Annotated in this window: 23 protein-coding genes; 13 read left to right on the forward strand and 10 right to left on the reverse strand. The window is 71.7% G+C overall.

Annotated elements, in window-relative coordinates:
* A partial coding sequence (locus ACX6XY_RS16760) for an NAD(P)H-binding protein (RefSeq protein WP_460331184.1) occupies positions 1–521 on the reverse strand: 521 nt, incomplete at its 3' end.
* An 87-nt stretch (positions 522–608) separates the two neighbouring features.
* On the opposite strand from ACX6XY_RS16760, the gene ACX6XY_RS16765 reads away from it, so the two are divergent.
* Both ACX6XY_RS16765 and ACX6XY_RS16770 read left to right on the forward strand, forming a co-directional pair.
* Positions 609–1,034: a winged helix-turn-helix transcriptional regulator gene (locus tag ACX6XY_RS16765; protein WP_460331187.1), complete on the forward strand. Its 426-nt coding sequence runs from the start codon at positions 609–611 to the stop codon at positions 1,032–1,034.
* Between the two features lie 80 nt (positions 1,035–1,114).
* Positions 1,115–2,362: a DUF2786 domain-containing protein gene (locus ACX6XY_RS16770; protein ID WP_460331377.1), complete on the forward strand. Its 1,248-nt coding sequence runs from the start codon at positions 1,115–1,117 to the stop codon at positions 2,360–2,362.
* Between the two features lie 92 nt (positions 2,363–2,454).
* On the opposite strand, the gene ACX6XY_RS16775 is transcribed toward ACX6XY_RS16770, so the two are convergent.
* From ACX6XY_RS16775 to rpmB, 3 genes are all read right to left on the reverse strand, one after another.
* Positions 2,455–3,006, reverse strand: coding sequence for a hypothetical protein (locus tag ACX6XY_RS16775; protein ID WP_460331189.1), 552 nt, complete (start codon positions 3,004–3,006; stop codon positions 2,455–2,457).
* Between the two features lie 77 nt (positions 3,007–3,083).
* Positions 3,084–3,389 (reverse strand): 30S ribosomal protein S14, encoded by a 306-nt coding sequence (gene rpsN / locus ACX6XY_RS16780; RefSeq protein ID WP_460331191.1) that lies wholly within the window; start codon positions 3,387–3,389, stop codon positions 3,084–3,086.
* On the reverse strand, positions 3,389–3,625 hold the full coding sequence (gene rpmB, locus ACX6XY_RS16785) for a 50S ribosomal protein L28 (protein WP_460331193.1): 237 nt from the start codon (positions 3,623–3,625) through the stop codon (positions 3,389–3,391). The genes rpsN and rpmB overlap by 1 nt, the downstream gene beginning before the upstream one ends.
* Positions 3,626–3,698: 73 nt before the next feature.
* On the opposite strand from rpmB, the gene rpmG reads away from it, so the two are divergent.
* The 5 genes from rpmG (at position 3,699) to ACX6XY_RS16810 (ending at position 5,947) form a co-directional block, all read left to right on the forward strand.
* The gene (rpmG, locus tag ACX6XY_RS16790) at positions 3,699–3,863 is read left to right on the forward strand and encodes a 50S ribosomal protein L33 (RefSeq protein WP_460331196.1); all 165 of its coding nucleotides are present in this window, start codon (positions 3,699–3,701) and stop codon (positions 3,861–3,863) included.
* Between the two features lies 1 nt (position 3,864).
* On the forward strand, positions 3,865–4,119 hold the full coding sequence (locus ACX6XY_RS16795; protein WP_460331199.1) for a type B 50S ribosomal protein L31: 255 nt from the start codon (positions 3,865–3,867) through the stop codon (positions 4,117–4,119).
* Positions 4,120–5,268, forward strand: a complete 1,149-nt coding sequence (locus tag ACX6XY_RS16800; RefSeq protein WP_460331202.1) for a CobW family GTP-binding protein — start codon at positions 4,120–4,122, stop codon at positions 5,266–5,268. It abuts the gene before it with no gap.
* On the forward strand, positions 5,268–5,522 hold the full coding sequence (gene rpsR, locus ACX6XY_RS16805) for a 30S ribosomal protein S18 (protein WP_460331205.1): 255 nt from the start codon (positions 5,268–5,270) through the stop codon (positions 5,520–5,522). The genes ACX6XY_RS16800 and rpsR overlap by 1 nt, the downstream gene beginning before the upstream one ends.
* A gap of 191 nt (positions 5,523–5,713) precedes the next feature.
* Entirely contained in the window at positions 5,714–5,947 is a 234-nt protein-coding gene (locus ACX6XY_RS16810) for a DUF397 domain-containing protein (RefSeq protein ID WP_460331208.1), read from the forward strand.
* Between the two features lie 54 nt (positions 5,948–6,001).
* On the opposite strand, the gene ACX6XY_RS16815 is transcribed toward ACX6XY_RS16810, so the two are convergent.
* Positions 6,002–6,562: an ATP-binding protein gene (locus ACX6XY_RS16815; RefSeq protein WP_460331211.1), complete on the reverse strand. Its 561-nt coding sequence runs from the start codon at positions 6,560–6,562 to the stop codon at positions 6,002–6,004.
* 280 nt (positions 6,563–6,842) lie between these two features.
* Here ACX6XY_RS16815 and ACX6XY_RS16820 point away from each other — a divergent pair, with 280 nt between their 5' ends.
* The 3 genes from ACX6XY_RS16820 to ACX6XY_RS16830 all read left to right on the forward strand — a co-directional run bounded on the left by ACX6XY_RS16820 (position 6,843) and on the right by ACX6XY_RS16830 (position 10,003).
* The gene (locus ACX6XY_RS16820) at positions 6,843–7,703 is read left to right on the forward strand and encodes a helix-turn-helix domain-containing protein (protein ID WP_460331214.1); all 861 of its coding nucleotides are present in this window, start codon (positions 6,843–6,845) and stop codon (positions 7,701–7,703) included.
* Positions 7,704–7,803: 100 nt separating this feature from the next.
* On the forward strand, positions 7,804–9,261 hold the full coding sequence (locus ACX6XY_RS16825; RefSeq protein WP_460331217.1) for an aldehyde dehydrogenase family protein: 1,458 nt from the start codon (positions 7,804–7,806) through the stop codon (positions 9,259–9,261).
* Positions 9,262–9,364: 103 nt separating this feature from the next.
* Positions 9,365–10,003 carry a PadR family transcriptional regulator gene (locus ACX6XY_RS16830; RefSeq protein WP_460331219.1) on the forward strand — a complete coding sequence of 213 codons (639 nt, stop codon included), beginning with the start codon at positions 9,365–9,367 and terminating at the stop codon, positions 10,001–10,003.
* A gap of 88 nt (positions 10,004–10,091) precedes the next feature.
* Here ACX6XY_RS16830 and ACX6XY_RS16835 read toward each other — a convergent pair whose 3' ends face one another.
* Positions 10,092–11,504 carry a glutamate decarboxylase gene (locus ACX6XY_RS16835; protein WP_460331222.1) on the reverse strand — a complete coding sequence of 471 codons (1,413 nt, stop codon included), beginning with the start codon at positions 11,502–11,504 and terminating at the stop codon, positions 10,092–10,094.
* Positions 11,505–11,511: 7 nt separating this feature from the next.
* A complete protein-coding gene (gene wrbA, locus ACX6XY_RS16840) occupies positions 11,512–12,141 on the reverse strand; it encodes an NAD(P)H:quinone oxidoreductase (RefSeq protein WP_460331225.1) in 630 nt (209 codons plus the stop codon).
* Between the two features lie 161 nt (positions 12,142–12,302).
* Here wrbA and ACX6XY_RS16845 point away from each other — a divergent pair, with 161 nt between their 5' ends.
* Positions 12,303–13,061 (forward strand): MerR family transcriptional regulator, encoded by a 759-nt coding sequence (locus tag ACX6XY_RS16845; protein WP_460331227.1) that lies wholly within the window; start codon positions 12,303–12,305, stop codon positions 13,059–13,061.
* 59 nt (positions 13,062–13,120) lie between these two features.
* Here the strand turns inward: ACX6XY_RS16845 and ACX6XY_RS16850 are convergent, their stop codons facing one another.
* From ACX6XY_RS16850 to ACX6XY_RS16860, 3 genes are all read right to left on the reverse strand, one after another.
* Entirely contained in the window at positions 13,121–14,068 is a 948-nt protein-coding gene (locus tag ACX6XY_RS16850; protein ID WP_460331229.1) for a DUF368 domain-containing protein, read from the reverse strand.
* 196 nt (positions 14,069–14,264) lie between these two features.
* On the reverse strand, positions 14,265–15,914 hold the full coding sequence (locus ACX6XY_RS16855; protein ID WP_460331231.1) for a threonine/serine exporter family protein: 1,650 nt from the start codon (positions 15,912–15,914) through the stop codon (positions 14,265–14,267).
* Positions 15,915–16,186: 272 nt separating this feature from the next.
* The gene (locus ACX6XY_RS16860; protein WP_460331379.1) at positions 16,187–16,678 is read right to left on the reverse strand and encodes an inorganic diphosphatase; all 492 of its coding nucleotides are present in this window, start codon (positions 16,676–16,678) and stop codon (positions 16,187–16,189) included.
* A gap of 176 nt (positions 16,679–16,854) precedes the next feature.
* Between ACX6XY_RS16860 and dacB the strand changes: the two genes are divergently transcribed.
* Together dacB and ACX6XY_RS16870 are read left to right on the forward strand one after the other, a co-directional pair.
* Entirely contained in the window at positions 16,855–18,378 is a 1,524-nt protein-coding gene (gene dacB, locus ACX6XY_RS16865) for a D-alanyl-D-alanine carboxypeptidase/D-alanyl-D-alanine endopeptidase (protein ID WP_460331233.1), read from the forward strand.
* A gap of 216 nt (positions 18,379–18,594) precedes the next feature.
* Complete coding sequence (locus ACX6XY_RS16870) at positions 18,595–19,737, forward strand: zinc-dependent metalloprotease (protein ID WP_460331235.1); 1,143 nt, start codon at positions 18,595–18,597, stop codon at positions 19,735–19,737.
* Positions 19,738–19,760 lie beyond the last annotated feature (23 nt).

Consider the following 19,760-nt stretch of genomic DNA (forward strand, 5'->3'; position numbering starts at 1 on the left):
GCCGGGGCGACGGCGACGCCCGCCGCGACCTCCGCCAGGTCGTCGCGGGCGACCGCCGCGAGGCGTCCGTCGCCCAGCGGCGCGGTGATCGTGCCGTCCGGGCCCGGCGCGGCGATCGCGGCGAGGAACTCCGCGTACAGCCCGTTGCGCAGCACCGTCCACTCCAGGGACGAGGCGCGCAGCCGCCGCTCGGTCCAGCGGTGGGCGAGCGCGTACGCCAGGTGGTCGCCGTCGCCGCTCAGGCTTGTGTAGACGAGGTGTCCGACACCGGCCTTCTCGGCCGCCGATATCGCCGCCTCATGGCGCGCGATCACGGTGTCGTCCTCGCCGAACCCGGCCGAGATCAGCAGCACCGTGTCCACCCCGGCGAACCCGTCGGCCAGCGACGCCGGGTCGTCGAAGTCGATACGGCGCTCACCCGCGGCGGGCCGCCGGGTGCCGAGTACGACGTCCTCGCGCCCGGCCAGTCGGCCGGCGATCAGCTGGCCGAGCCCGCCCGAGGCTCCGGTGATCAGCAGCATGGGATGGTTCCCCCTCGTTTCGTGGTTCTCCCCGTTGGCTGAAACCATCGTCATCGGCCGCGTACGTCAGCGTAAGGAGGCACTTTGATGTCAGCAGGGCACACCGGTGTAACCGCCCCCGTGGCCGACCCGGTGTTCGGCTGCGAGACTTCGCAGGAAGAGTGCGGGGTCCGGGACGTCCTGGACCGGCTCGGGGACAAGTGGTCCGTGTACGTGCTCGTCGAGCTCACCTCGGGCATACGCCGCTTCAAGGAGCTCCAGCGCGCGATCCCCGGTGACGTCTCGCAGCGCATGCTCACCCTCACGGTGCGCCGCCTGGAGCGCGACGGCCTGGTGCGGCGCACGGTGTACCCGACGGTTCCCCCGCAGGTCGAGTACGAGCTGACGGAGCTGGGCCGCAGCTTCACGCACCCGGTCAAGGCACTCGCCGACTGGTCGATCGCGCACCGCCCGGACATCGCCGCGGCCCGCGCCGCGTACGACCTGGCGCACCCCGAGTCGGCGGCCCGCTGATGGACCCGACGGAGGCGGCGACGGCGACGGCGCGCGACGCGGTCGAGCGGGCCTTCGCCGCGGCCCTGTACACCGGTGGCATCGGTGATGACGGCACCGGTGGCGGCGGTGCCAAAGGCCGTGGCGGCAGCGGCCGTGGAGGCAACGGCCGCGGCGGCGGGAGCCCCGGCGACGACGGCCTCGACCTCGGGGCCTCGCTGCTCGCGGCCGCGCCAGCGCCGGAGACGGGCGGCGAGCTGCTGCGCCGTGGCGCGGAGTTCGTCCGGCGCGCCTGGGAGCGCGGCTGGCAGCCCGCCGACGTCGTACGCCTGCTGCGCCGCGAGCTGCCGTACGGCGCGCAGGCTCCGCACGTCCGGATCGCCGCCGACCTGATCGCGGCGGAGGCGCGGCGGTACACCTGCCTTGAGCCCCGCTGGGCCGCCCAGCTGCGCGCTCTGGACGCGGCGGAGCCCTGGTGGGGTACGGAGGACACCGCTTACCTGGACGCCTTGGCGCGCCGTGTGCCGGCCGACCGCTTCGCGCTCTGCACGGCCGTGCTGGAGGTGCTGCGGCTGCTGTTCCGGCTGCCCGCGATCGAGCCGGTCGGTCCGGTGCCGGGCACGCCCGTCCACGTACCGCCGCCCCATCCGGAGTCACGGCTGCTGACTCGGGTACGGGCGCTCCTCGCCAAGGCCGAGGCGACGGACTTCCCCGAAGAGGCGGAGGCGCTCACCGCCAAGGCGCAGGAGCTCATGGCCCGGCACACCATCGATGAGGCGCTGCTCGCCACGGCCCAGGGCGGCGGCCTGGCGGCGGATGTGCCCGCCGCCTGCCGTATCGGCGTCGACGGGCCGTACGAGACCGCGAAGGCGATCCTGCTGGACGCGGCGGCGACCGCGAACCACTGCCGCGCGGTGTGGAACGAGGCGCTCGGCTTCGCCACGGTGATCGGCTTTGAACCCGACCTGGAGTCGGTCGAGCTGCTCTATACGTCCCTGCTGGTGCAGGGCGACGCGGCGATGACCAAGGCGGAGGCGGGGCAGCGGGCCGGTGGCCGTAAGCGGACCAAGACGTTCCGCCAGTCGTTTCTGCTGGCCTATGCCCATCGTCTGGGCGACCGCCTCGCGGAGACGGCCGCCCGGACCGCCGCGCAGACCGCCGAGCGGACCGCCGCCGACGCGGGCGCGTCGCTGCTCCCGGTGCTCGCGGCGCGCGATGTCGCGGTCGCCGGGCGCGCGGAGCGGATGTTTCCGGAGACGACCGTCAGCCGGGTACGGGGCGCCACCGACCTGGCGGGCTGGGAGCACGGCACAGCGGCGGCGGACCGGGCGACGGGCGCCGGTCTGTAACCCCCACCGCTGCCCGCGCTGCCCACCGCTGCCCGCGCTGCCGGGCCCCGTAGGCGGCCGACCGGGCGTGCCTCAGGGCTGCCGGGCGTGCCTCAGGGCTGTGGCACCGCCGTCACCAGGCCGCCCGGCAGCTTGCCGTCCTCGGACTTCTGGAAAGTCTCCTCGCCGCGGTCGTCCCAGGCGATCTTCAGCGAGGTCGCGTCGACCGACTCGACCTTGCCCACCTGACGCGAGCTGTCGCCCTTGCACACCAGCCGGAAGACCTGGGTGCCCTTGAGGTCGCCGACCGTCCCGGAGCACGTGGTGCCCCCGAGACCGAACAGCGCGGCCTTCTTGCCGTCGATGAGCAGCCCGACCGGCTTGCCGTCGGTCATCGCGATCCAACTGCCCTCCAGGCTCTCGGCCTTCACGTCCCCGGAGCCGTCCCCGGAGCCGTCCTCCGAGGAGCCGTCCCCCGAGCCGTCCCCAGAGCCGTCGCCGCCCGAGCCGTCGGGCGTCTCGCTCGGCCCGAAGCCGCTCGCCGAAGGCTTGGGCTCCTTGTCGTCGTCGGATCCGCTGTCACCGCTGCACCCCGTCAGGGCGAGAGCGGCCGCGACAGCGGCGGCGGCGATACAAACACGCGGACTGCGTACGCGCTTCAGCACAGGAGATCCCCCAGTCAGCTCGACTTGGCTCGACGAGAAAGCCCGGCCAAGCTACCAGGACGGTTCTACGGCGGTTTCTACCAGGACGACTTGCGGACTCCGGGCAGGAACCCCGCGTGCGCCTGCTCGCGCAGATTGACCCGAGACAGCCCGAAGGTCCGCAGATACCCGCGCGGCCGCCCGTCCACACTGTCCCGGTTGCGCACCCGCGTCGCGCTGGCGTCGCGCGGCTGCGCCCGCAGCTCGCGCCGCGCGGCGAGGCGTTCCGCCTCGGGGGTGCCCGGCTTGCGGATGAGTTCCTTCAGCTCGGCCCGCCGCGCGGCGTACCGCGCGACGGTCCGCCGCCGCTGCTCGTTCTTCGCGATCTTGCTCTGCTTGGCCATCAGATCCTCACCCCACGCGCGCGGATCCGCGCCACGGCCGCCTCGACCCCGATCGTGTCGACGGTCTTGACCGCCTTCGCGCTGAGGGTCAGCCGGACGTGCCGCCCCTCGCTCTCCAGCCAGTACCGCTTGCGCTGGATGTTCGGGTCGAAGCGGCGCGGGCTGCGCCGGTGTGAGTGGGAGACGTTGTTGCCGAAGCCGGGCTTGCGGCCGGTCAGCATGCAGTGCGCGGACACGTGGCGTACCTCTCTTCCGTCGGGGCGCCCATCGTATTGGTAATGGAAACCGTTTCCATTTACTCTAGCCCACATGGCCCGCAACGAACTACGCCCCGTCATCAAGCTCCGGTCCACCGCCGGGACCGGCTACACCTACGTCACCCGCAAGAACCGCCGTAACGACCCGGACCGGATGGTCCTGCGCAAGTTCGACCCGCGCGTCGGACGGCACGTCGAGTTCAAGGAGGAGCGCTGACATGAAGCAGGGCATCCACCCCGCCTACGGCCCGGTCGTCTTCCGGGACCGCGCCGCGGACTACGCCTTCCTCACCCGGTCCACCGCGACCAGCGACAAGACCGTCGAGTGGGAGGACGGCAACACCTATCCGGTGATCGACGTCGAGATCTCCGACGCCAGCCACCCCTTCTACACGGGCACCGCCCGCGTACTGGACACGGCGGGCCGCGTGGAGCGCTTCGAGCGGCGCTACGGCCGACGCGGGGCGAACTAGATGGACCCCAGGCCCTTCCCCGAGCTCGCCGTGGCCATCGTCGGCGGCCTGCACTCCGACGCCCGCGCGGCCGCCGTGCGGCGCCTGCTCGCGACCGTGCCGGACAGCGTCGCGCTCCACCACGACCTGGCGACGGCCGTCCAGGGCACCGTGACCCGCACCGTCCGCGACCACACCGGCGTCCTGTCCAGCGGGGACGCGCCCCTGGTCAACGACTGCGCCTGCTGCGCCCTGCGCGAGGACCTGGTGCCCGAACTGGAGCGGCTGGCCGACGCGGGTCTCACCAGGCTCGCGATCGTCGAGCTGTGGGACTCCGTCGAGCCCAAGGCGATGGCCGAGGTGGTCGCGTCGGGCGGGCTGACCGTGAGCTCCGTGATCACCGCCGTAGACCCGGCGCTACTGCTCCCGTACCTCGGCAACGGCGACGACCTGATCGAGGTCGGCCTCGCGGCCGCCACCACCGACCAGCGCACCGTCGCCGACACCTGGGCCCGCCAGCTGGAGTACGCCCCGGTCCTGGCCGTCGTCGGGAACGACGAGGCGGACGCCGAGGACCGGGCGCTGCTCGCCCAGCTGCACCCCACCGCGCGTCAGGTCCCCGTCGAGCGCGGCGGTGAACTGGCCGCCGCCGCGCTGGCCGGGTTCGACGTGGAGGCGGCCGCCGCGGCCCAGCATCCCGCCTGCGCGCTGCTCCCGCAGGAGGCCGACGAGGCGGGAGTCGGCACCTACGTCTGGCACGCCCGCCGCCCCTTCCACCCGGAGCGGCTCTACCAGGCCCTGGAGGACCTGACCTGCGCCGCGGCCCGCAGCCGCGGCAGGTTCTGGCTCGCCGACCGCCCGGACACCCTGCTGGCCTGGGACGCGGCGGGCGGCGCGCTCTGCGTGGAGAACGCCGGGCCCTGGCTGGCCTCGCTCCCGGACGCGGCCTGGGAGATGGTGCCGCCGGTCCGCCGGGCCGCCGCCGCCCTGGACTGGCACCCCGAGCACGGCGACTGCTGCCAGCACCTGGTCTTCACCTCGCCGGGGCTCGACCGCGACGGACTCTGCCGGGTCTTGGAGTCCTGCCTGCTCACCGACGCCGAATACGCCGCCGGGCGCGCCGCCTGGAAGCGGCTGCCGCCCGCCTTCGACACCCTCCTGGAGGTCTGATGTCCCCCCGCCGCTCCGACGGCCGCAAGCCCCACAAGCCCGCCAAGTCCCGCCCCAACCCGCTGGACGCGGCCGGTATCACGTATATCGACTACAAGGACACGGACCTGCTGCGGAAGTTCCTCTCCGACCGCGGCAAGATCCGCAGCCGCCGGGTCACTCGGGTCACCGCTCAGCAGCAGCGCCACTTGGCGCGTGCGATCAAGAACGCGCGGGAGATGGCGCTACTGCCGTATTCCGCTTCGACACGCTGACAGTGCGGGGGCGTTGCCCCGGCGGACAGGAAATCTCCTACGTTTATCGCGTAGGAGATTTTTTGTGTCACCGCGAGGAGCCGGACCGCCACCTCGCGTGCACGTGCATCTTCCCATGCATCCGCACGTGAAGAGAGGTTATGATCCAGGGCAGTTGACCGTTACACGAACTGCGCAGCCGGGAGCGATCTGTGGACCACGCGTACAACGGCATGGCGGCCACAGAGCTTCACGAGGTCGTGTGGCAGAAGAGCAGGCACAGCAACTCGCAGGGTTCCTGTGTGGAGTTCGCCAAGCTTCCGGGCGGCCGGGTGGCGGTGCGCAACTCACGCCACCCGGACGGACCGGCCCTGGTCTATACGCGCGCCGAGATAGAGGCGATGCTGCTGGGCATCAAGGACGGCGAGTTCGACCATCTGATCTGAGTCGGTCCTTCGCGTCGGTCCTTCGCGTCGGTCCTTCGCTCGCGCACGTCTGACTCAGCCCTCCGTGAGCCGGAACAGCGCCCAGACGACCTTCCCGCGCAGCGCCCCCGCCAGCGGATGCCACCCCCAGCTGTCGCTGAACGAGTCCACCAGGAACAGCCCACGCCCCGACTCCGCTGAGAAGTCCGCCAGTTCGGCCGTGTCGGTGTCGCCCTGGCCGCCCCGCGCCTCGGGCCCGGTCGCGCTCGGGTCCCGTACCGCGCACACCAGGCGCGAGGCCCAGTGCATCAGGTGCAGCCGGACCGGGGTGTCGTCACCCCGCGCCGGGTCACCGCACCCCGTGTCACCGCGGCCCGCTTCACTCCGCGCCGGGTCGGCGGGCAGCGCGTGCCGCAGTGCGTTGGTGACGAGCTCGGAGACGACCAGCGCCACATCGTCGAAGCGGTCGTCCAGCTTCCAGTCGCCCAGTGTCCGGTGGGTGAACTTCCGTGCTCCGCGCACCGCTTCGTACCGTGCGGGCAGAGCGCAGGACACGGCGCTCGTGACGGCCGATGGGTCGAGCGGAGGAAGCTCATGCCGTAACGGCTCGAGCATGGTCGATCCATTCGTCCCCATGCGAGGCACTCCCCGTTTTTTTCGCGGTCCCGGCGATGTTGCGGTGGTGCGCGCGGCCCATGGTTCCGAATGCGCAGACCGGATGCAAGGGCAGATGCACGTGCACGCGCCGGAGTTAGACGTTCCCGTACCGGTTCTTGCTCATTTCTTCCTACGTTCACTTTCGTAGCCGCCCGGTGAGGGAGTCGTTTCTGTAACCGAACAAGTACGGGCTGGAGCGTTTTAATGGCACACTGCATGCGCCGGGGGCCGGGAGCGACTGGGGAGGGTGAACCGAGTGATGACCGCAGAGTCGAGCGGCTCGGTGGTACGACGGATCCTGCTGGGGTCACAGCTCAGGCGTCTGCGCGAGGAGCGCGGCATCACCAGGGAGCAGGCCGGTTACTCGATCCGGGCCTCCGAATCGAAGATCAGCCGGGTGGAGTTGGGCAGGGTGAGCTTCAAGGCCAGGGATGTCGAGGACCTGCTCACCCTGTACGGCGTCACGGACGAGGCCGAGCGCGGCGCGCTGCTCGCCCTCGCCAAGGAGGCCAACGTCGCTGGCTGGTGGCACAGTTACTCGGACGTGCTGCCCGGCTGGTTTCAGACCTATGTCGGTCTGGAGGGCGCCGCGTCGCTGATCCGGGTCTACGAAATCCAGTTCGTGCACGGCCTGTTGCAGACCGAGGCGTACGCGCGCGCGGTCATCCTGCGCGGAGCGCCGGACCTGGCCGAGGCCGAGGTCGAGCGCCGGATCGCGCTGCGCCTGGAGCGGCAGAAGGCGCTGGTCTCCGAGCGCGCGCCGCGCTTCCACTGCGTGCTGGACGAGGCCGCGCTGCGCCGCCCGTACGGCGACCGGGCCGTGATGCGCGGACAGCTCGAGCACCTCATCGAGGTGTCCGAGCGGCCGAACGTCACCCTCCAGGTCATGCCGTTCAGCTTCGGCGGCCACTCGGGCGAGTCCGGCTCCTTCGCGCTGCTGCGCTTCCCCGAGTCCGACCTCTCGGACGTCGTCTACCTGGAGCAGCTCACCAGCGCGCTCTACCTCGACAAGCGCGAGGAGGTCGCGCAGTACGAGCGGGCCATGGAGCGGCTCCAGCAGGACAGCCCCGGCCCGGAGCAGAGCCGCGACCTCCTGCGCGGGCTGCTCCAACTCTCCTGAGCCGCAAGCGCGTTGGCGTACTGAAGCGGATGAACCATCAGTACGATGACGGCACACCCGTATCAGGCTCGTACCCGCCCAACCACAGCTAAGGGGTCGCATGTCCATCTTCACTGATCTCGCCCAGCAGTACATAGACGGCGAATGGCGGACCGGCAGCGGCTCCTGGGACATCATCGACTTCAATCCGTACAACGGCGAGAAGCTGGCCGCGATCACCGTGGCCACGGCCGACGAGGTGGACCAGGCCTACCGGGCGGCCGAGCGCGCGCAGCGGGACTGGGCGAAGACCAACGCGTACGCCAGACGGGCGGTCGTCGAGCGGGCCCTGAGGATCGTCGAGGAGCGCGAGCAGGAGATCGCCGACGCGATCGTCACCGAACTGGGCGGCACCCCGCTCAAGGCCGCCTTCGAACTGCACCTGGCCAAGGAGTTCCTGCGCGAGGCCGTCCAGGTGGCGCTGCGGCCCGAGGGGAAGATCATCCCGTCGCCGGTCGACGGCAAGGAGAACCGTGTCTACCGCGTCCCGGTCGGCGTCGTCGGCGTCATCAGCCCCTTCAACTTCCCCTTCCTGCTGTCCCTGAAGTCGGTCGCCCCGGCGCTGGCGCTGGGCAACGCGGTGGTGCTCAAGCCGCACCAGAACACGCCGATCTGCGGCGGCTCGCTGGTGGCCAAGGTGTTCGCGGAGGCGGGCCTGCCGCCGGGGCTGCTCAATGTGGTGATCACCGACATAGCGGAGATCGGGGACGCGCTGATCGAGCACCCGGTGCCCAAGGTCATCTCGTTCACCGGCTCCGACAAGGTCGGGCGGCATGTCGCGACCGTCTGCGCGGCGAACTTCAAGCAGGTCGTCCTCGAACTGGGCGGCAACAGCGCGCTCGTCGTCCTGGACGACGCCGATCTCGACTACGCGGTGGACGCGGCGGTCTTCAGCCGTTTCGTGCACCAGGGCCAGGTCTGCATGGCCGCCAACCGCATCCTGGTGGACCGCTCCGTCGCGGACGCGTTCACCGAGCGGTTCGTCGCCAAGGTCAAGACGCTCAAGACCGGCGACCCGGCCGAAGAGGGCACCGTCATCGGCCCGGTCATCAACTCCTCGCAGGCCGAGTCGCTCAGCTCGGTGGTGGAGCAGGCGCTCGCCGAGGGGGCCACCGCGTTGGTGCGCGGCAGCACGGTCGGCACACTGGTGGAGCCGAGTGTGCTCACCGGCCTGCCGGACGACTCCGCGCTGCTCCAGCAGGAGATCTTCGGCCCGGTGGCGCTGATCGTCCCCTTCGACGGCGAGGACGAGGCGGTACGGATCGCCAACGACACCCCGTACGGGCTGAGCGGGTCCGTGCACACGGGCGACATCGAGCGCGGCGTGAACTTCGCGCGCCAGATCGACTCCGGGATGTTCCACGTCAACGACAGCACGGTGCACGACGAGCCGCCGGTGCCGTTCGGCGGCGAGGGGAGCTCCGGGGTCGGCCGCCTCAACGGGGACGCGACGCTGGACGTGTTCACCACCCAGAAGTGGATCTCCGTACAGCACGGCAGGAGCCGGTTCCCGTTCTGACCGGACGGGTCTGACCGGACGGGTCTGACCGGACGGGGCGCACCCTGGGCTACCCCCTGAGCTATCTTAGTCAAAATTGATTAGGGGGGTGGAGGGAGCGGTCATGTCAGCCATCCGGCTTCTGGTGCTCGGCGCGATCCGCCAGCACGGGCGGGCGCACGGCTATCAGGTGCGCAACGACCTGGAGTACTGGGGCGCCCACGAATGGTCCAACGCCAAGCCGGGCTCGATCTACCACGCGCTGAAACAGATGGCGAAGCAGGGCCTGCTCAAGGCGCACGAGACCGCACCCTCCACGGCGGGCGGCCCGCCGCGCACCGAGTACGAGATCACGGACGCGGGCGCCGCCGAGTACTTCACGCTGCTGAGGGACGCCCTGCGCACCCGCGACCAGAAGCCGGACGTGCTGGCCGCGGGCGTCGGGCTGATCGTCGACCTGCCCCGCGAGGAGGCCGTCGCGCTGCTCCGTGAGCGGGTCGAGGGCTTCCTGGAGTGGCGGCGCTCGGTCACCGAGTACTACACGCCCGAAGAGGGCCCCGAGTCGCTCGGTCACATCGGCGAGCTGATGCGCATGTGGGTGCACCAGGCGGACGCGGGCGCCGAGTGGACCCGCGGCCTGATCGAGCGCGTCGAGGGCGGTGCGTACACCTTCGCGGGCGAGGGTGAGCCGTTCGTCGGCGTACTGGCCGAGGGCCAGGAGAACCCGTACGCGACGGACCACTCCGCCCGCGACCGGGACTGACCCGCGGGCGCGGGCCTCAATCGGCGCTGACCCCGCGGGCCTCAGTGCCTCAGCGGCTGAGTGCCTCAGCGGCTGAGTGCCTCACGCCTCAGTGGTGGAAGCCGGTCGCCTGGGCCGGGTCTCCGCCCAACGGGCACGGCTGGCGGCGCAGTTCCGGCAGCAGGCCGCGCAGGTCGCCCAGGAACAGCTCCGCCAGATCCGCCGAGAAGCCGTTGCGGCAGACCACGCGCAGCACCGACAGATCCTCCCGGTTCGCCGGGAAGGTGTACGCGGGCACCAGCCAGCCGCGCTCGCGCAGCCGCCGGGACACGTCGAAGACGTCGTACGCGCGGACGTCGGGCGCCGTGGTCAGCGCGAACACCGGCAGCTGGTCGCCGTGCGTGAGCAGGGTGAAGTCGCCCAGCGCGGCGATGCGCTCGGCCAGGCCGCGGGCGACGTCGCGGGTCGACTGCTGGACGGCCCGGTAGCCCTCGCGGCCCAGCCGCAGGAAGGTGTAGTACTGCGCCACCACCTGCGCGCCGGGACGGGAGAAGTTCAGCGCGAACGTCGGCAGGTCGCCGCCCAGGTAGTTGACCCGGAAGACCAGCTCGTCGGGCAGCTCGGCGGCGGACCGCCACAGCGCCCAGCCGACGCCGGGGTAGACCAGCCCGTACTTGTGCCCCGAAGTGTTGATCGAGCTGACCCGCGGCAGCCGGAAATCCCAGGTCAGGTCCGGGTCGAGGAACGGCGCGACCATCGCCCCGGACGCGCCGTCCACATGGACCGGGACATCAAGACCGGTGCGCTCGCGCAGGTCGTCCAGGGCCGCGCAGATGTCCGCCACCGGCTCGTACGAGCCGTCGAAGGTGGAGCCCAGCACGGCGACCACGCCGATGGTGTTCTCGTCGCAGAGCCCGGCGGCGGACCGCGCGTCGAGATGGAACCGGTCGCCCGCCATCGGCACCAGGCGGGGCTCGACCTCCCAGAAGTTGCAGAACTTCTCCCAGCAGACCTGGACGTTGACGCCCATCACCAGATTGGGGCGGGCCGCGCCCGGATAGCGGTCCGCGTTCCGCTTCGCCCAGCGCCGCTTCAGCGCCATCCCCGCGAGCATGCACGCCTCGCTCGACCCGGTGGTCGAACAGCCCACGGCGGCCGCCGGGTCCGGCGCGTTCCACAGGTCGGCGAGCATCGCCACACAGCGCCGCTCCAGCTCGGCGGTGCGCGGATACTCGTCCTTGTCGATCATGTTCTTGTCCCGGCACTCCGCCATCAGCACCCCGGCCTGCGGCTCCATCCAGGTGGTGACGAAGGTGGCCAGATTGAGCCGGGAGTTGCCGTCGAGCATCAGCTCGTCGTGCACCAGCTGGTACGCGAGCGAGGGCGCCAGCGGGCCGTCCGGCAGCCGGTGCCTGGGCGGCGCCGACACCATCCCGGCCGCCGGGTTCACCTCGGCGAACGGGCTGAGCGAGAGCGCGCGGTCGGGCTCGTCCCGCCCGCCCGCGTTCCGGTGCAGCGCCATCGGATCGTCAGCTCTCCGCGCCTGCCAGGCCCTGCTTGATCGCTCGGGTGAACCGTACGACTCGCTCGGCCTGCACCTTCGCGGCGGTCAGGGTCTGCTCGGCGACCGGCAGCTCGCCCTGCGCCCCCGAGACATGCGAGGTGCCGTACGGATTGCCGTCGGCGAACTTGCTGGGGTCGGTGTAGCCGGGGGCGACCAGGATGCCGCCGAAGTGGTGCATCGTGTGGTACAGAGCCAGCAGGGTCGACTCCTGGCCGCCGTGCGCGGTGGCCGACGCGGTGAAGCCGCTGTAGACCTTGTCGGCGAGCTGCCCGGACTGCCACAGGCCGCCCAGCGTGTCGATGAACTGCTTCAGCTGCGAGGTGACGTTCCCGAAGCGAGTGGGCGAGCCGAACAGCACCGCGTCCGCCCAGACCATGTCATCCGGCGTGGCCTCGGGGATGTCCGCGGTGGCCGCGACGTTGGCGACCCAGGCCGGGTTCGCGTCGATCGCCGCCTGGGGCGCCAGCTCCCGCGCCCTGCGCAGCCGTACGTCGGCCCCGGACTGCCGCGCCGTGTCCGCCAGGGCCTTGGCGATGGCGGCGACGGTGCCGGTGGACGAGTAGTAGATGACGGCGACGTTCACAGGCGTGGTCATGGGGGGACTCCTTCTGCCGTGCCGGATGCCACGCGCCTCACAGTATGGGGACATAGCGGACACGGCAGCTCGGGGCGGCGCACCGGAGTACGGGCTTGCACCTCACGCGACGTGAGGGCGCAGGCTGAGTCACGTACCGAGCACGACGAAGGGAGCGGGCGATGGGCTACTCCGTGGGACAGGTCGCCGGTTTCGCCGGTGTCACGGTGCGCACACTGCACCACTACGACGAGATCGGGCTGCTCCGACCGAGCGGCCGCAGCCACGCGGGGCACCGGCGTTACGACGACCGGGACCTGGACCGGCTGCAGCAGATCCTGTTCTACCGGGAGCTCGGATTCCCGCTCGACGAGGTCGCCGCGCTGCTGGACGACCCGGACACGGACCCGCGGGAGCACCTGCGGCGCCAGCACGAGCTGCTGTCCGCCCGGATCGGCAAGCTCCAGGAGATGGCCGCGGCCGTCGAGACCGCCATGGAGGCACAGAAGATGGGCATCAACCTCACACCCGAGGAGAAGTTCGAGGTCTTCGGAGACTTCGACCCCGACCGGTACGCGGCCGAGGCCGAGGAGCGCTGGGGCGGCACGGACGCCTACCGCCAGTCGCAGCGCAGGGTCGCCGGGTACACCAAGGAGGACTGGCGGCGGATCAAGGAGGCGCAGGAGGACTGGGGGCGCCGCTTCGTCGCCGTGATGGACGCGGGCGAGGAGCCGGATTCGGCGGCGGCGATGGACCTCGCCGAGGAGCACCGGCGGCTGATCTGCGACGCGTACTACGACTGCGGCTACGAGATCCACACGGGACTCGCCGAGATGTACGTCGCGGACCCGCGGTTCACCGCCACCTATGAGGCGATCAAGCCGGGCATGACCGCCTACCTGCGTGAGGCGATCCTGGCGAACGCCGTCCGGCACGCGTAAGCGGCAAGGGGCGCCCGCCGTGGCCCCTAGTCCCCTAGTTCACCAGGGGACTAGGGGACTTAGTCCACGCGCGCGTGGCGGGCGCGCCGGGGCGCGGCGGGCGGCTCCGCCTGCGCCTTGCCGCGTGCGCGGTGCTCCCAGACCAGTACGGCGATCACCACGGCCGCGCCGAGCACGATCAGACCGAATGTCAGGCCGACCGAGCCGCTGGGCGCGAGCAGCCCGCGGTCGTCGTCCTGCCAGGGCCACAGCGCGCGCAGCGAACCGGCCATCAGGCCGGTCATCACGACCAGCGTCATGTGGTGGTAGTTCTCCAGCAGCCACTTCAGCAGCTTCACGAACAGCGCGAGCCCCACCGCACAGCCAAGACCGAAGGCGGCGACATAGCCGAGGTCGCGCTCGTTGACGGCGTCGATGGTCGGCTCGTACAGGCCCATGGTCAGCAGCAGGAACGAGCCGGAGACGCCCGGCAGCACCAGCGCGCAGATCGCGACCGAGCCCGCCAGCGCGACCACCACGGGGTTGGTCGGCATCTCGCCGGGCGGCAGTCCGGTCAGCGTGAAGGCACCCGCGGCGACCACCAGACAGAGCGCGTAGTTCCCCGCGGTCCAGCGCTTCCCCGAGCCCGAGTACGGCACCCACAGCGAGGCCAGCACCAGGCCGAAGAACACGGCGTACGCGAACTGCGGGTGCTCCTCGACCACCGGGGCGATCAGCTTGGCCGCCAGCACCAGGGCCGCCGCCATGCCCGCCAGGAGCGGCAACAGCACGCTCCAGTCGACGTTCCTGAGCTCGGCTCTGGCGCGCGCGGTCCCGCGGCCGCGCGCCAGGTCGGAGGCGCCCACGCGCAGCGCGCTGGTGAGGTGACCGGCGCCGCCGATCAGCTTCTCGTACACGCCGGTGATCAGCGCGACGGTGCCACCGCTGACGCCGGGTACCGCTTCCGCGGTGCCGATGAGGGCGCCGCGGAAGGCGTTGAAGACGCGGTGACCGGATGGCTTGGCCATCATTCTCCTGTTTCGGCTGTCGGCTCGTGGCCTTGGTGCGGCACGTGGCCGTGGTTCGGCTCTCGGCTGGCGAGAGGAGCAGCGACCATCCTAGGCATCGCGCGGTCGGGGGCATATCAGGGAGGGGCTCTCCGGTCAGGGAGGGGCTCTCCGGCTCAGAACCGCCGGTCAGAAGCCGCGGGTCGGAAGCCCCGGCTCAGAAGCCGCGGGTCCGCTTCGCCGCACGGCGGGCCGCCGGGCTGGTCGCCCCCGGCCGCCGCAGGAACAGCCGAGCCAGCTCCGCGCCCAGGTTGACGCCGATCGCGATGGCCAGGGCCAGGGTCACCGCCTTGGACAGTGAGGCCAGCCCGTCGGGGAGGTTGTTCCGGGACATCTCCAGGAGCCCGAAGTAGAAGGCGCTACCCGGCAGCAGCGGCCCGATCGCCGCCGTGACGTACGGCAGCGCGGAGGCGAACCGGTAGCGCGAGAGCAGCTGGCCGAAGAGCCCCACCAGACCGGCCGCGACCGCCGTCGCGAGCACCGGCGACATCCGGCCCGCCGTGGCCATCGCGCCGAACACGACCCAGGCGACCCCGCCGTTGAGGGTCACCATCAGCACAGTGGAACGTTCCTGCTGGAGCAGTATGGCGAACGCGAGACTGAGCGCCATCGCCGCCGCGATCTGGATGAGCGGACGGCTGGGGCTGTGGATCTCCGTCTCCGGGGTGAGTCCGGCGCCGAGCGCGAGCCCCAGCGAGAGCGCGATCAGCACGCCGCAGACGATGCCGACGATGAGATACGCGACCTCCAGCAGCCGGGCGGCGGCCGTGAGGTAGTAGCCGGTCAGCCCGTCCTGGACGCCCGCCACCAGGGCCCGCCCCGGAATCAGCGCGAACAGTCCACCGGTGATCACCGCGGCGGACCGGCCCGCGGGAAGGTCGAGCACGCTGGTCAGACAGCCCATGCCGGCCGGAGCCATCGCCGCCACCACGAACTGGTAGAACTCCGGCATTCCGCGCCCCGCGACCAGCCAGGCGAACCGGTCGCCCAGCATCGCCCCGACGGCGGCCGCCACGAACACCACCACACCGCCGCCCACCAGCGTGGACGCGGCCCCGGCCAGCAGCCCGGCGGCCGCCGTGAGCGCCCACCCCGGATAGGGGTGGCGGTTCCGCCGGATCTCGGCGAGCCGCCGGTACGCCTCCTCCAGCGAGACCTCGACATCCGTGGAGCCGATGTCGTCCACCAGGCGGTAGACGGCCGCGAGCCGGGTGTAGTCGGTGCCCCGGCGGCGTACCGTCCTGGCGGCCGTCACCGGGTGGTCCACCAGGGACGGCTGGTACGAGATCGACAGCTCGGTGAAGGTGACATTCGGCTCGCAGCGGTCCAGGCCGTACGACCGGGTGACGGCGAACAGCGCGGCCTCCACGTCCTCCGCGCCCTCGCCGCCCGCGAGCAGCAGCTCGCCGATACGCAGCGTCAGGTCCAGCACGCGCGGCACGGCGGGGCCCGCCTCGTCCTCGTGCCGCTGTGTGGGCTCCGGCGCCGGGCGCTCGCCGGACGGGGTGCGCAGCATCGTCCGCATCTGGTCCTGCCAGGGCGCCTCCTTGATCAGCTTGACCAGGGGGACGCCCTCAGGGGGTGTGAAGTGGGACGCCAGGCGGGCCTCGAAGGCGGGCGGCGGGGTGAAGGCCGAGCTCTCCGGCTCCTCGGGCGCGGGCGGAATCCGCAGCCCGTCGGGAATGGTGAACTCCGACGTCGGCTGCTCGTCCGTCTCGGCCGGGGCGGCCGCGTCGAAGCCCTCCACCGGGGCGAACGCGCTGTGCGCCTCGTCCGACTGCGGTTTGCGGTCGTCGTCGTCCGACACGACACCACCTACCGAACCCAACCTCGCTCCTTAGCCCGTTCCCGCCGCGTACGTCTTAACGTCCGTCGTTTTCGCCGTCCGTCGTTCCGCCGTCCGTCGTTCCGCCGTCCGTCGTTTTCGCCGTCCGTCGTTTTCGTCGCCTGTCGCTCTTGTCGCCCGTGCCGCGCGCGTACCTCTGGTACGCCCAGTATGCGCAGGGACACGCAAACGGGCCGGGCGAGCCTCTCGGGGAGGTCGCCCGGCCCGTTCGCGCCGGTCAGGTGAGTGCCAGCTCAGTGGCCGCCCTTCGCCTCCAGCCGCTTGAACGAGGCCTCGATCTCGGCCTCGGCCTCGGCGCGGCCGACCCAGTCGGCGCCCTCGACGGACTTGCCGGGCTCCAGGTCCTTGTAGACCTCGAAGAAGTGCTGGATCTCCAGACGGTCGAACTCCGACACGTGGTGGATGTCCCGGAGGTGCTCCACGCGCGGGTCGGACGCGGGCACGCACAGCAGCTTGTCGTCGCCGCCCGCCTCGTCCGTCATCCGGAACATGCCGATGGCGCGGCAGGTGATGAGGCAGCCCGGAAACGTGGGCTCGTCCAGGATGACCAGCGCGTCCAGCGGGTCGCCGTCCTCGCCGAGGGTGTTCTCGACGAAGCCGTAGTCAGCCGGGTAGCTGGTCGACGTGAAGAGTCGGCGGTCCAGGCGGATACGACCGGTCTCGTGGTCCACCTCGTACTTGTTCCGCGAACCCTTCGGAATCTCGATCGTGACGTCGAACTCCACCGGTGGCTCCTCCATGATCAGCACATATGACGAATGGGTGCTGCGTCCTCCCGGGGGCTGACCCCCGGACCCCCGGCCTGTTAGGCGGCCACGGCTACCGGGGATGTCATCCCTCGGCAAGACGCAGTGGTTAAGTGTCCCTCACGCAAGCTGGTGATCGCGAAAGGGGCTGTCCCGTGGTGCCCGAGCTCAAGTTCCGGAGGCTTCCGAAACGCCTGAAGCTCCCGGAGCCTCCGCGGCCCGCGCGGTCCGGAAGGCTCCGTACCTGGCAGCTCACGGCGGGCTCGGCCGTGGCCGGCCTCGCGCTGTCAGCCGGTCTGGCGACCGCGGCCGGTCCCTGGGACTCAGGCCAGCGTACGGCCGAGCGGCAGCGGGCGGCTTCCCAGAGCTCAGACGGTGGCGCAGATCACGGTCACGGTACGGCGCGAAAGCCCCGGCCCGCGCCGAGCGCGCCCAGTGTGCTGGCCGCGCTGACGGCCCCCGCGGGCGCGGGACCGGGCCCCGGACCCACCGGGGACGACGTCGCGGACGTACTCGGTCCGCTCCTTGAGGACCCCTCGCTCGGCGAGCGCGCCACCGCGTCGGTCGTCGACGTGGCCAGCGGCGACGAGCTGTACGGGGCGCGGGCGGGCGAGGCGGCGACGCCCGCGTCCACCATCAAGATCGCCACGGCGGTGGCGGCGCTGTCGGCGCTCGGCCCCGACCGCCGGATCGAGACGCGTGTGGTCGCGAACGCCGAGGAGGTCACGCTGGTCGGCGGCGGCGATCCCACGCTCAGCGCGCGCGAGGACACCGACGGCGGGGCGAGCCTGCGGGAGCTGGCGGACGCCACGGCCAAGGCGCTGAAGGATCGTTCCGGCGCGTCCGGCGCGTCCGGCGCGTCCGGCCCGCCGAGCCTGACGTTCTCCTACGACGCTTCGCTCTACTCGGGACCCCTCCTGCACCCCATCGGCCCCAACGACAACATCGCCCCCGTCATGGCGCTCTCGGCCGACCAGGGGCGCCTGGACGACTCGACCTCGGGCCCGGCGCCGCGGGTCGCCGACCCCGCGCTGGAGGCGGCCCGCGCCTTCGCGGGCCTGTTGCGCGACCGGGGCGTCGAGGTCCAGGCCGAGCCCCGCGCCGCGCGGGCGCCGAAGGACGCCGAGACTCTGGCGCGGGTCCGGTCGGCCCCGGTCTCCGCCCTGGTCGAGCGCATGCTGACGCGCAGCGACAACGACACCGCCGAGGCGCTGGTACGGCATGTCGCGCTCGCCGCGGGCGAACCGGCGAGCTTCGCCGGCGCGCGCAAGGCCGTCACGGCCCAGCTGGCCGAGCTCGGCCTGCCGGTCGACGGCGCCCGCTTCGCGGACGGCAGCGGCCTGGACCGGGCGGACAAGGTCACCGCGCGGCTGCTCACCGCGCTGCTCGCCCGCGCGGCCGACCCGGCCAGCCCCGAGCTCCGCCCGGCCCTCACGGGACTGCCCGTCGCGGGCTTCACCGGGACGCTGCGCAACCGGTACACGGACCGGGACACGGCGGCCGCGACCGGCCTGGTCCGCGCCAAGACGGGCACCCTCACCGGGGTCAACACGCTCGCCGGCACCGTCGTCGACGCCGACGGCCGCCTGCTGGCGTTCGCCTTCACCGCGTACGGCACCACCGACCCGTACGCGGCCAAGGCCACCCTCGACCGCCTGGCCACCGCGCTGACCGACTGACCGCAGGTGCGCGCGTGCGTGCGTTCTGTTCGTTGTGGGGCGGGGGTGGGCGTCTTTCCGTTGTGGGCATACGTTCCGCAGGGCGGAACGGGTGGGCACAACCCCCCGACCCTGGTCAGCCGGTCCGACAGGCCCGCCTCCGTGGCGGGTTCCCTCGGGGCAACCCCGTTCCCCCGGCCGGGGCCGGATGGGTGGTCGAGCACGTACGGTTGATGCATGACGAGCATCGGTGGTGCGGAGATGGTCGACTGGAACCTCGCGGTGGCGACCGCGACCCGGCTGGTACGGCCGGGCCCGGAGGTGAGCCGCGACGAAGCGCGGGCCATCGTCGCCGAGTTGCGCAGGCACGCCAGATCGTCGGAGGAGCACGTCCGTTCGTTCACGCGGATGGGACTCCAGGGGGACGGGGAAGGCGGCGCGCTCCACGACACCCCCGTGCTGGTCGTGGACCGGCCCGGCTGGGTGCGCGCGAACGTGGCAGGGTTCCGGGAAGTCCTGAAGCCCCTGCTGGAGAAGATGCAGGACCGCCGCCCCGGCGGCCCCGGCGGTGCCATGCTGGGCGCGGTGGGCGGCAAGGTCACCGGCGTCGAGCTCGGCATGCTGCTGTCGTTCCTGTCCTCCCGCGTGCTCGGCCAGTACGAGACCTTCGCCCCCGCCACCCGCGACCTCCCCGCCGCCCCGAACGGCGGCGGCCGCCTCCTTCTCGTAGCCCCGAACATCGTGCACGTGGAGCGCGAGCTGGACGTGGCGCCGCATGACTTCCGCCTCTGGGTGTGCCTGCACGAGGAGACCCACCGCACCCAGTTCACCGCCGTGCCCTGGCTGCGCGACCACCTAGAGGGCGAAATCCAGTCATTCCTCGGCGAGACCGAGGTCGACCCGATGACCATCCTGGAGCGCTTCCGGGAGGCCGCGTCCGCGCTCGCGGGCAACCGCACCGAGGGTGAGGAGGACGACGGCGGCCGGTCCATCGTCGAGCTGGTCCAGACCCCGCGCCAGCGCGAGATCCTCGGTCGGCTGACCGCGGTGATGTCCCTGCTCGAAGGGCACGCCGACTTCGTGATGGACGGCGTGGGCCCGGACGTCGTGCCGAGCGTCGCGGAGATCCGCGAGAAGTTCCAGCAGCGCAGGGCCCGCGGCGCCTCCCGCCTCGATCAGGCGCTGCGCAAGCTGCTCGGCCTGGATGCCAAGCTCCGCCAGTACCGCGACGGCGAACGTTTCGTCCGCGCCGTCGTTGACGAGGTGGGCATGGACGGCTTCAACCGCGTCTGGACGTCGCCCAACACCCTCCCCACCAAGGCGGAGATCGCCAAACCGGCGGACTGGGTCGCGAGGGTGCACCGTAAGGCAGAGTCGTGAGCGGTGTGCTGCCGATGGCAGAA

The sequence above is a fragment of the Streptomyces sp. O3 genome, assembly GCF_054788135.1.

What these genes read in the sequence shown, in the direction of transcription:
- ACX6XY_RS16820 (WP_460331214.1), top strand. Translation starts at nt 6,843, where the DNA reads ATGACCGCAGAGTCGAGCGGCTCGGTGGTACGACGGATCCTGCTGGGG.
- ACX6XY_RS16870 (WP_460331235.1), top strand. Translation starts at nt 18,595, where the DNA reads ATGACGAGCATCGGTGGTGCGGAGATGGTCGACTGGAACCTCGCGGTG.
- rpsN (WP_460331191.1), bottom strand. Translation starts at nt 3,389, where the DNA reads ATGGCCAAGCAGAGCAAGATCGCGAAGAACGAGCAGCGGCGGCGGACC.
- ACX6XY_RS16795 (WP_460331199.1), top strand. Translation starts at nt 3,865, where the DNA reads ATGAAGCAGGGCATCCACCCCGCCTACGGCCCGGTCGTCTTCCGGGAC.
- ACX6XY_RS16830 (WP_460331219.1), top strand. Translation starts at nt 9,365, where the DNA reads ATGTCAGCCATCCGGCTTCTGGTGCTCGGCGCGATCCGCCAGCACGGG.
- ACX6XY_RS16835 (WP_460331222.1), bottom strand. Translation starts at nt 11,504, where the DNA reads ATGGCGCTGCACCGGAACGCGGGCGGGCGGGACGAGCCCGACCGCGCG.
- rpsR (WP_460331205.1), top strand. Translation starts at nt 5,268, where the DNA reads ATGTCCCCCCGCCGCTCCGACGGCCGCAAGCCCCACAAGCCCGCCAAG.
- ACX6XY_RS16815 (WP_460331211.1), bottom strand. Translation starts at nt 6,562, where the DNA reads ATGGGGACGAATGGATCGACCATGCTCGAGCCGTTACGGCATGAGCTT.
- ACX6XY_RS16765 (WP_460331187.1), top strand. Translation starts at nt 609, where the DNA reads ATGTCAGCAGGGCACACCGGTGTAACCGCCCCCGTGGCCGACCCGGTG.
- ACX6XY_RS16825 (WP_460331217.1), top strand. Translation starts at nt 7,804, where the DNA reads ATGTCCATCTTCACTGATCTCGCCCAGCAGTACATAGACGGCGAATGG.
- ACX6XY_RS16845 (WP_460331227.1), top strand. Translation starts at nt 12,303, where the DNA reads ATGGGCTACTCCGTGGGACAGGTCGCCGGTTTCGCCGGTGTCACGGTG.
- ACX6XY_RS16800 (WP_460331202.1), top strand. Translation starts at nt 4,120, where the DNA reads ATGGACCCCAGGCCCTTCCCCGAGCTCGCCGTGGCCATCGTCGGCGGC.
- rpmG (WP_460331196.1), top strand. Translation starts at nt 3,699, where the DNA reads ATGGCCCGCAACGAACTACGCCCCGTCATCAAGCTCCGGTCCACCGCC.
- wrbA (WP_460331225.1), bottom strand. Translation starts at nt 12,141, where the DNA reads ATGACCACGCCTGTGAACGTCGCCGTCATCTACTACTCGTCCACCGGC.
- ACX6XY_RS16850 (WP_460331229.1), bottom strand. Translation starts at nt 14,068, where the DNA reads ATGGCCAAGCCATCCGGTCACCGCGTCTTCAACGCCTTCCGCGGCGCC.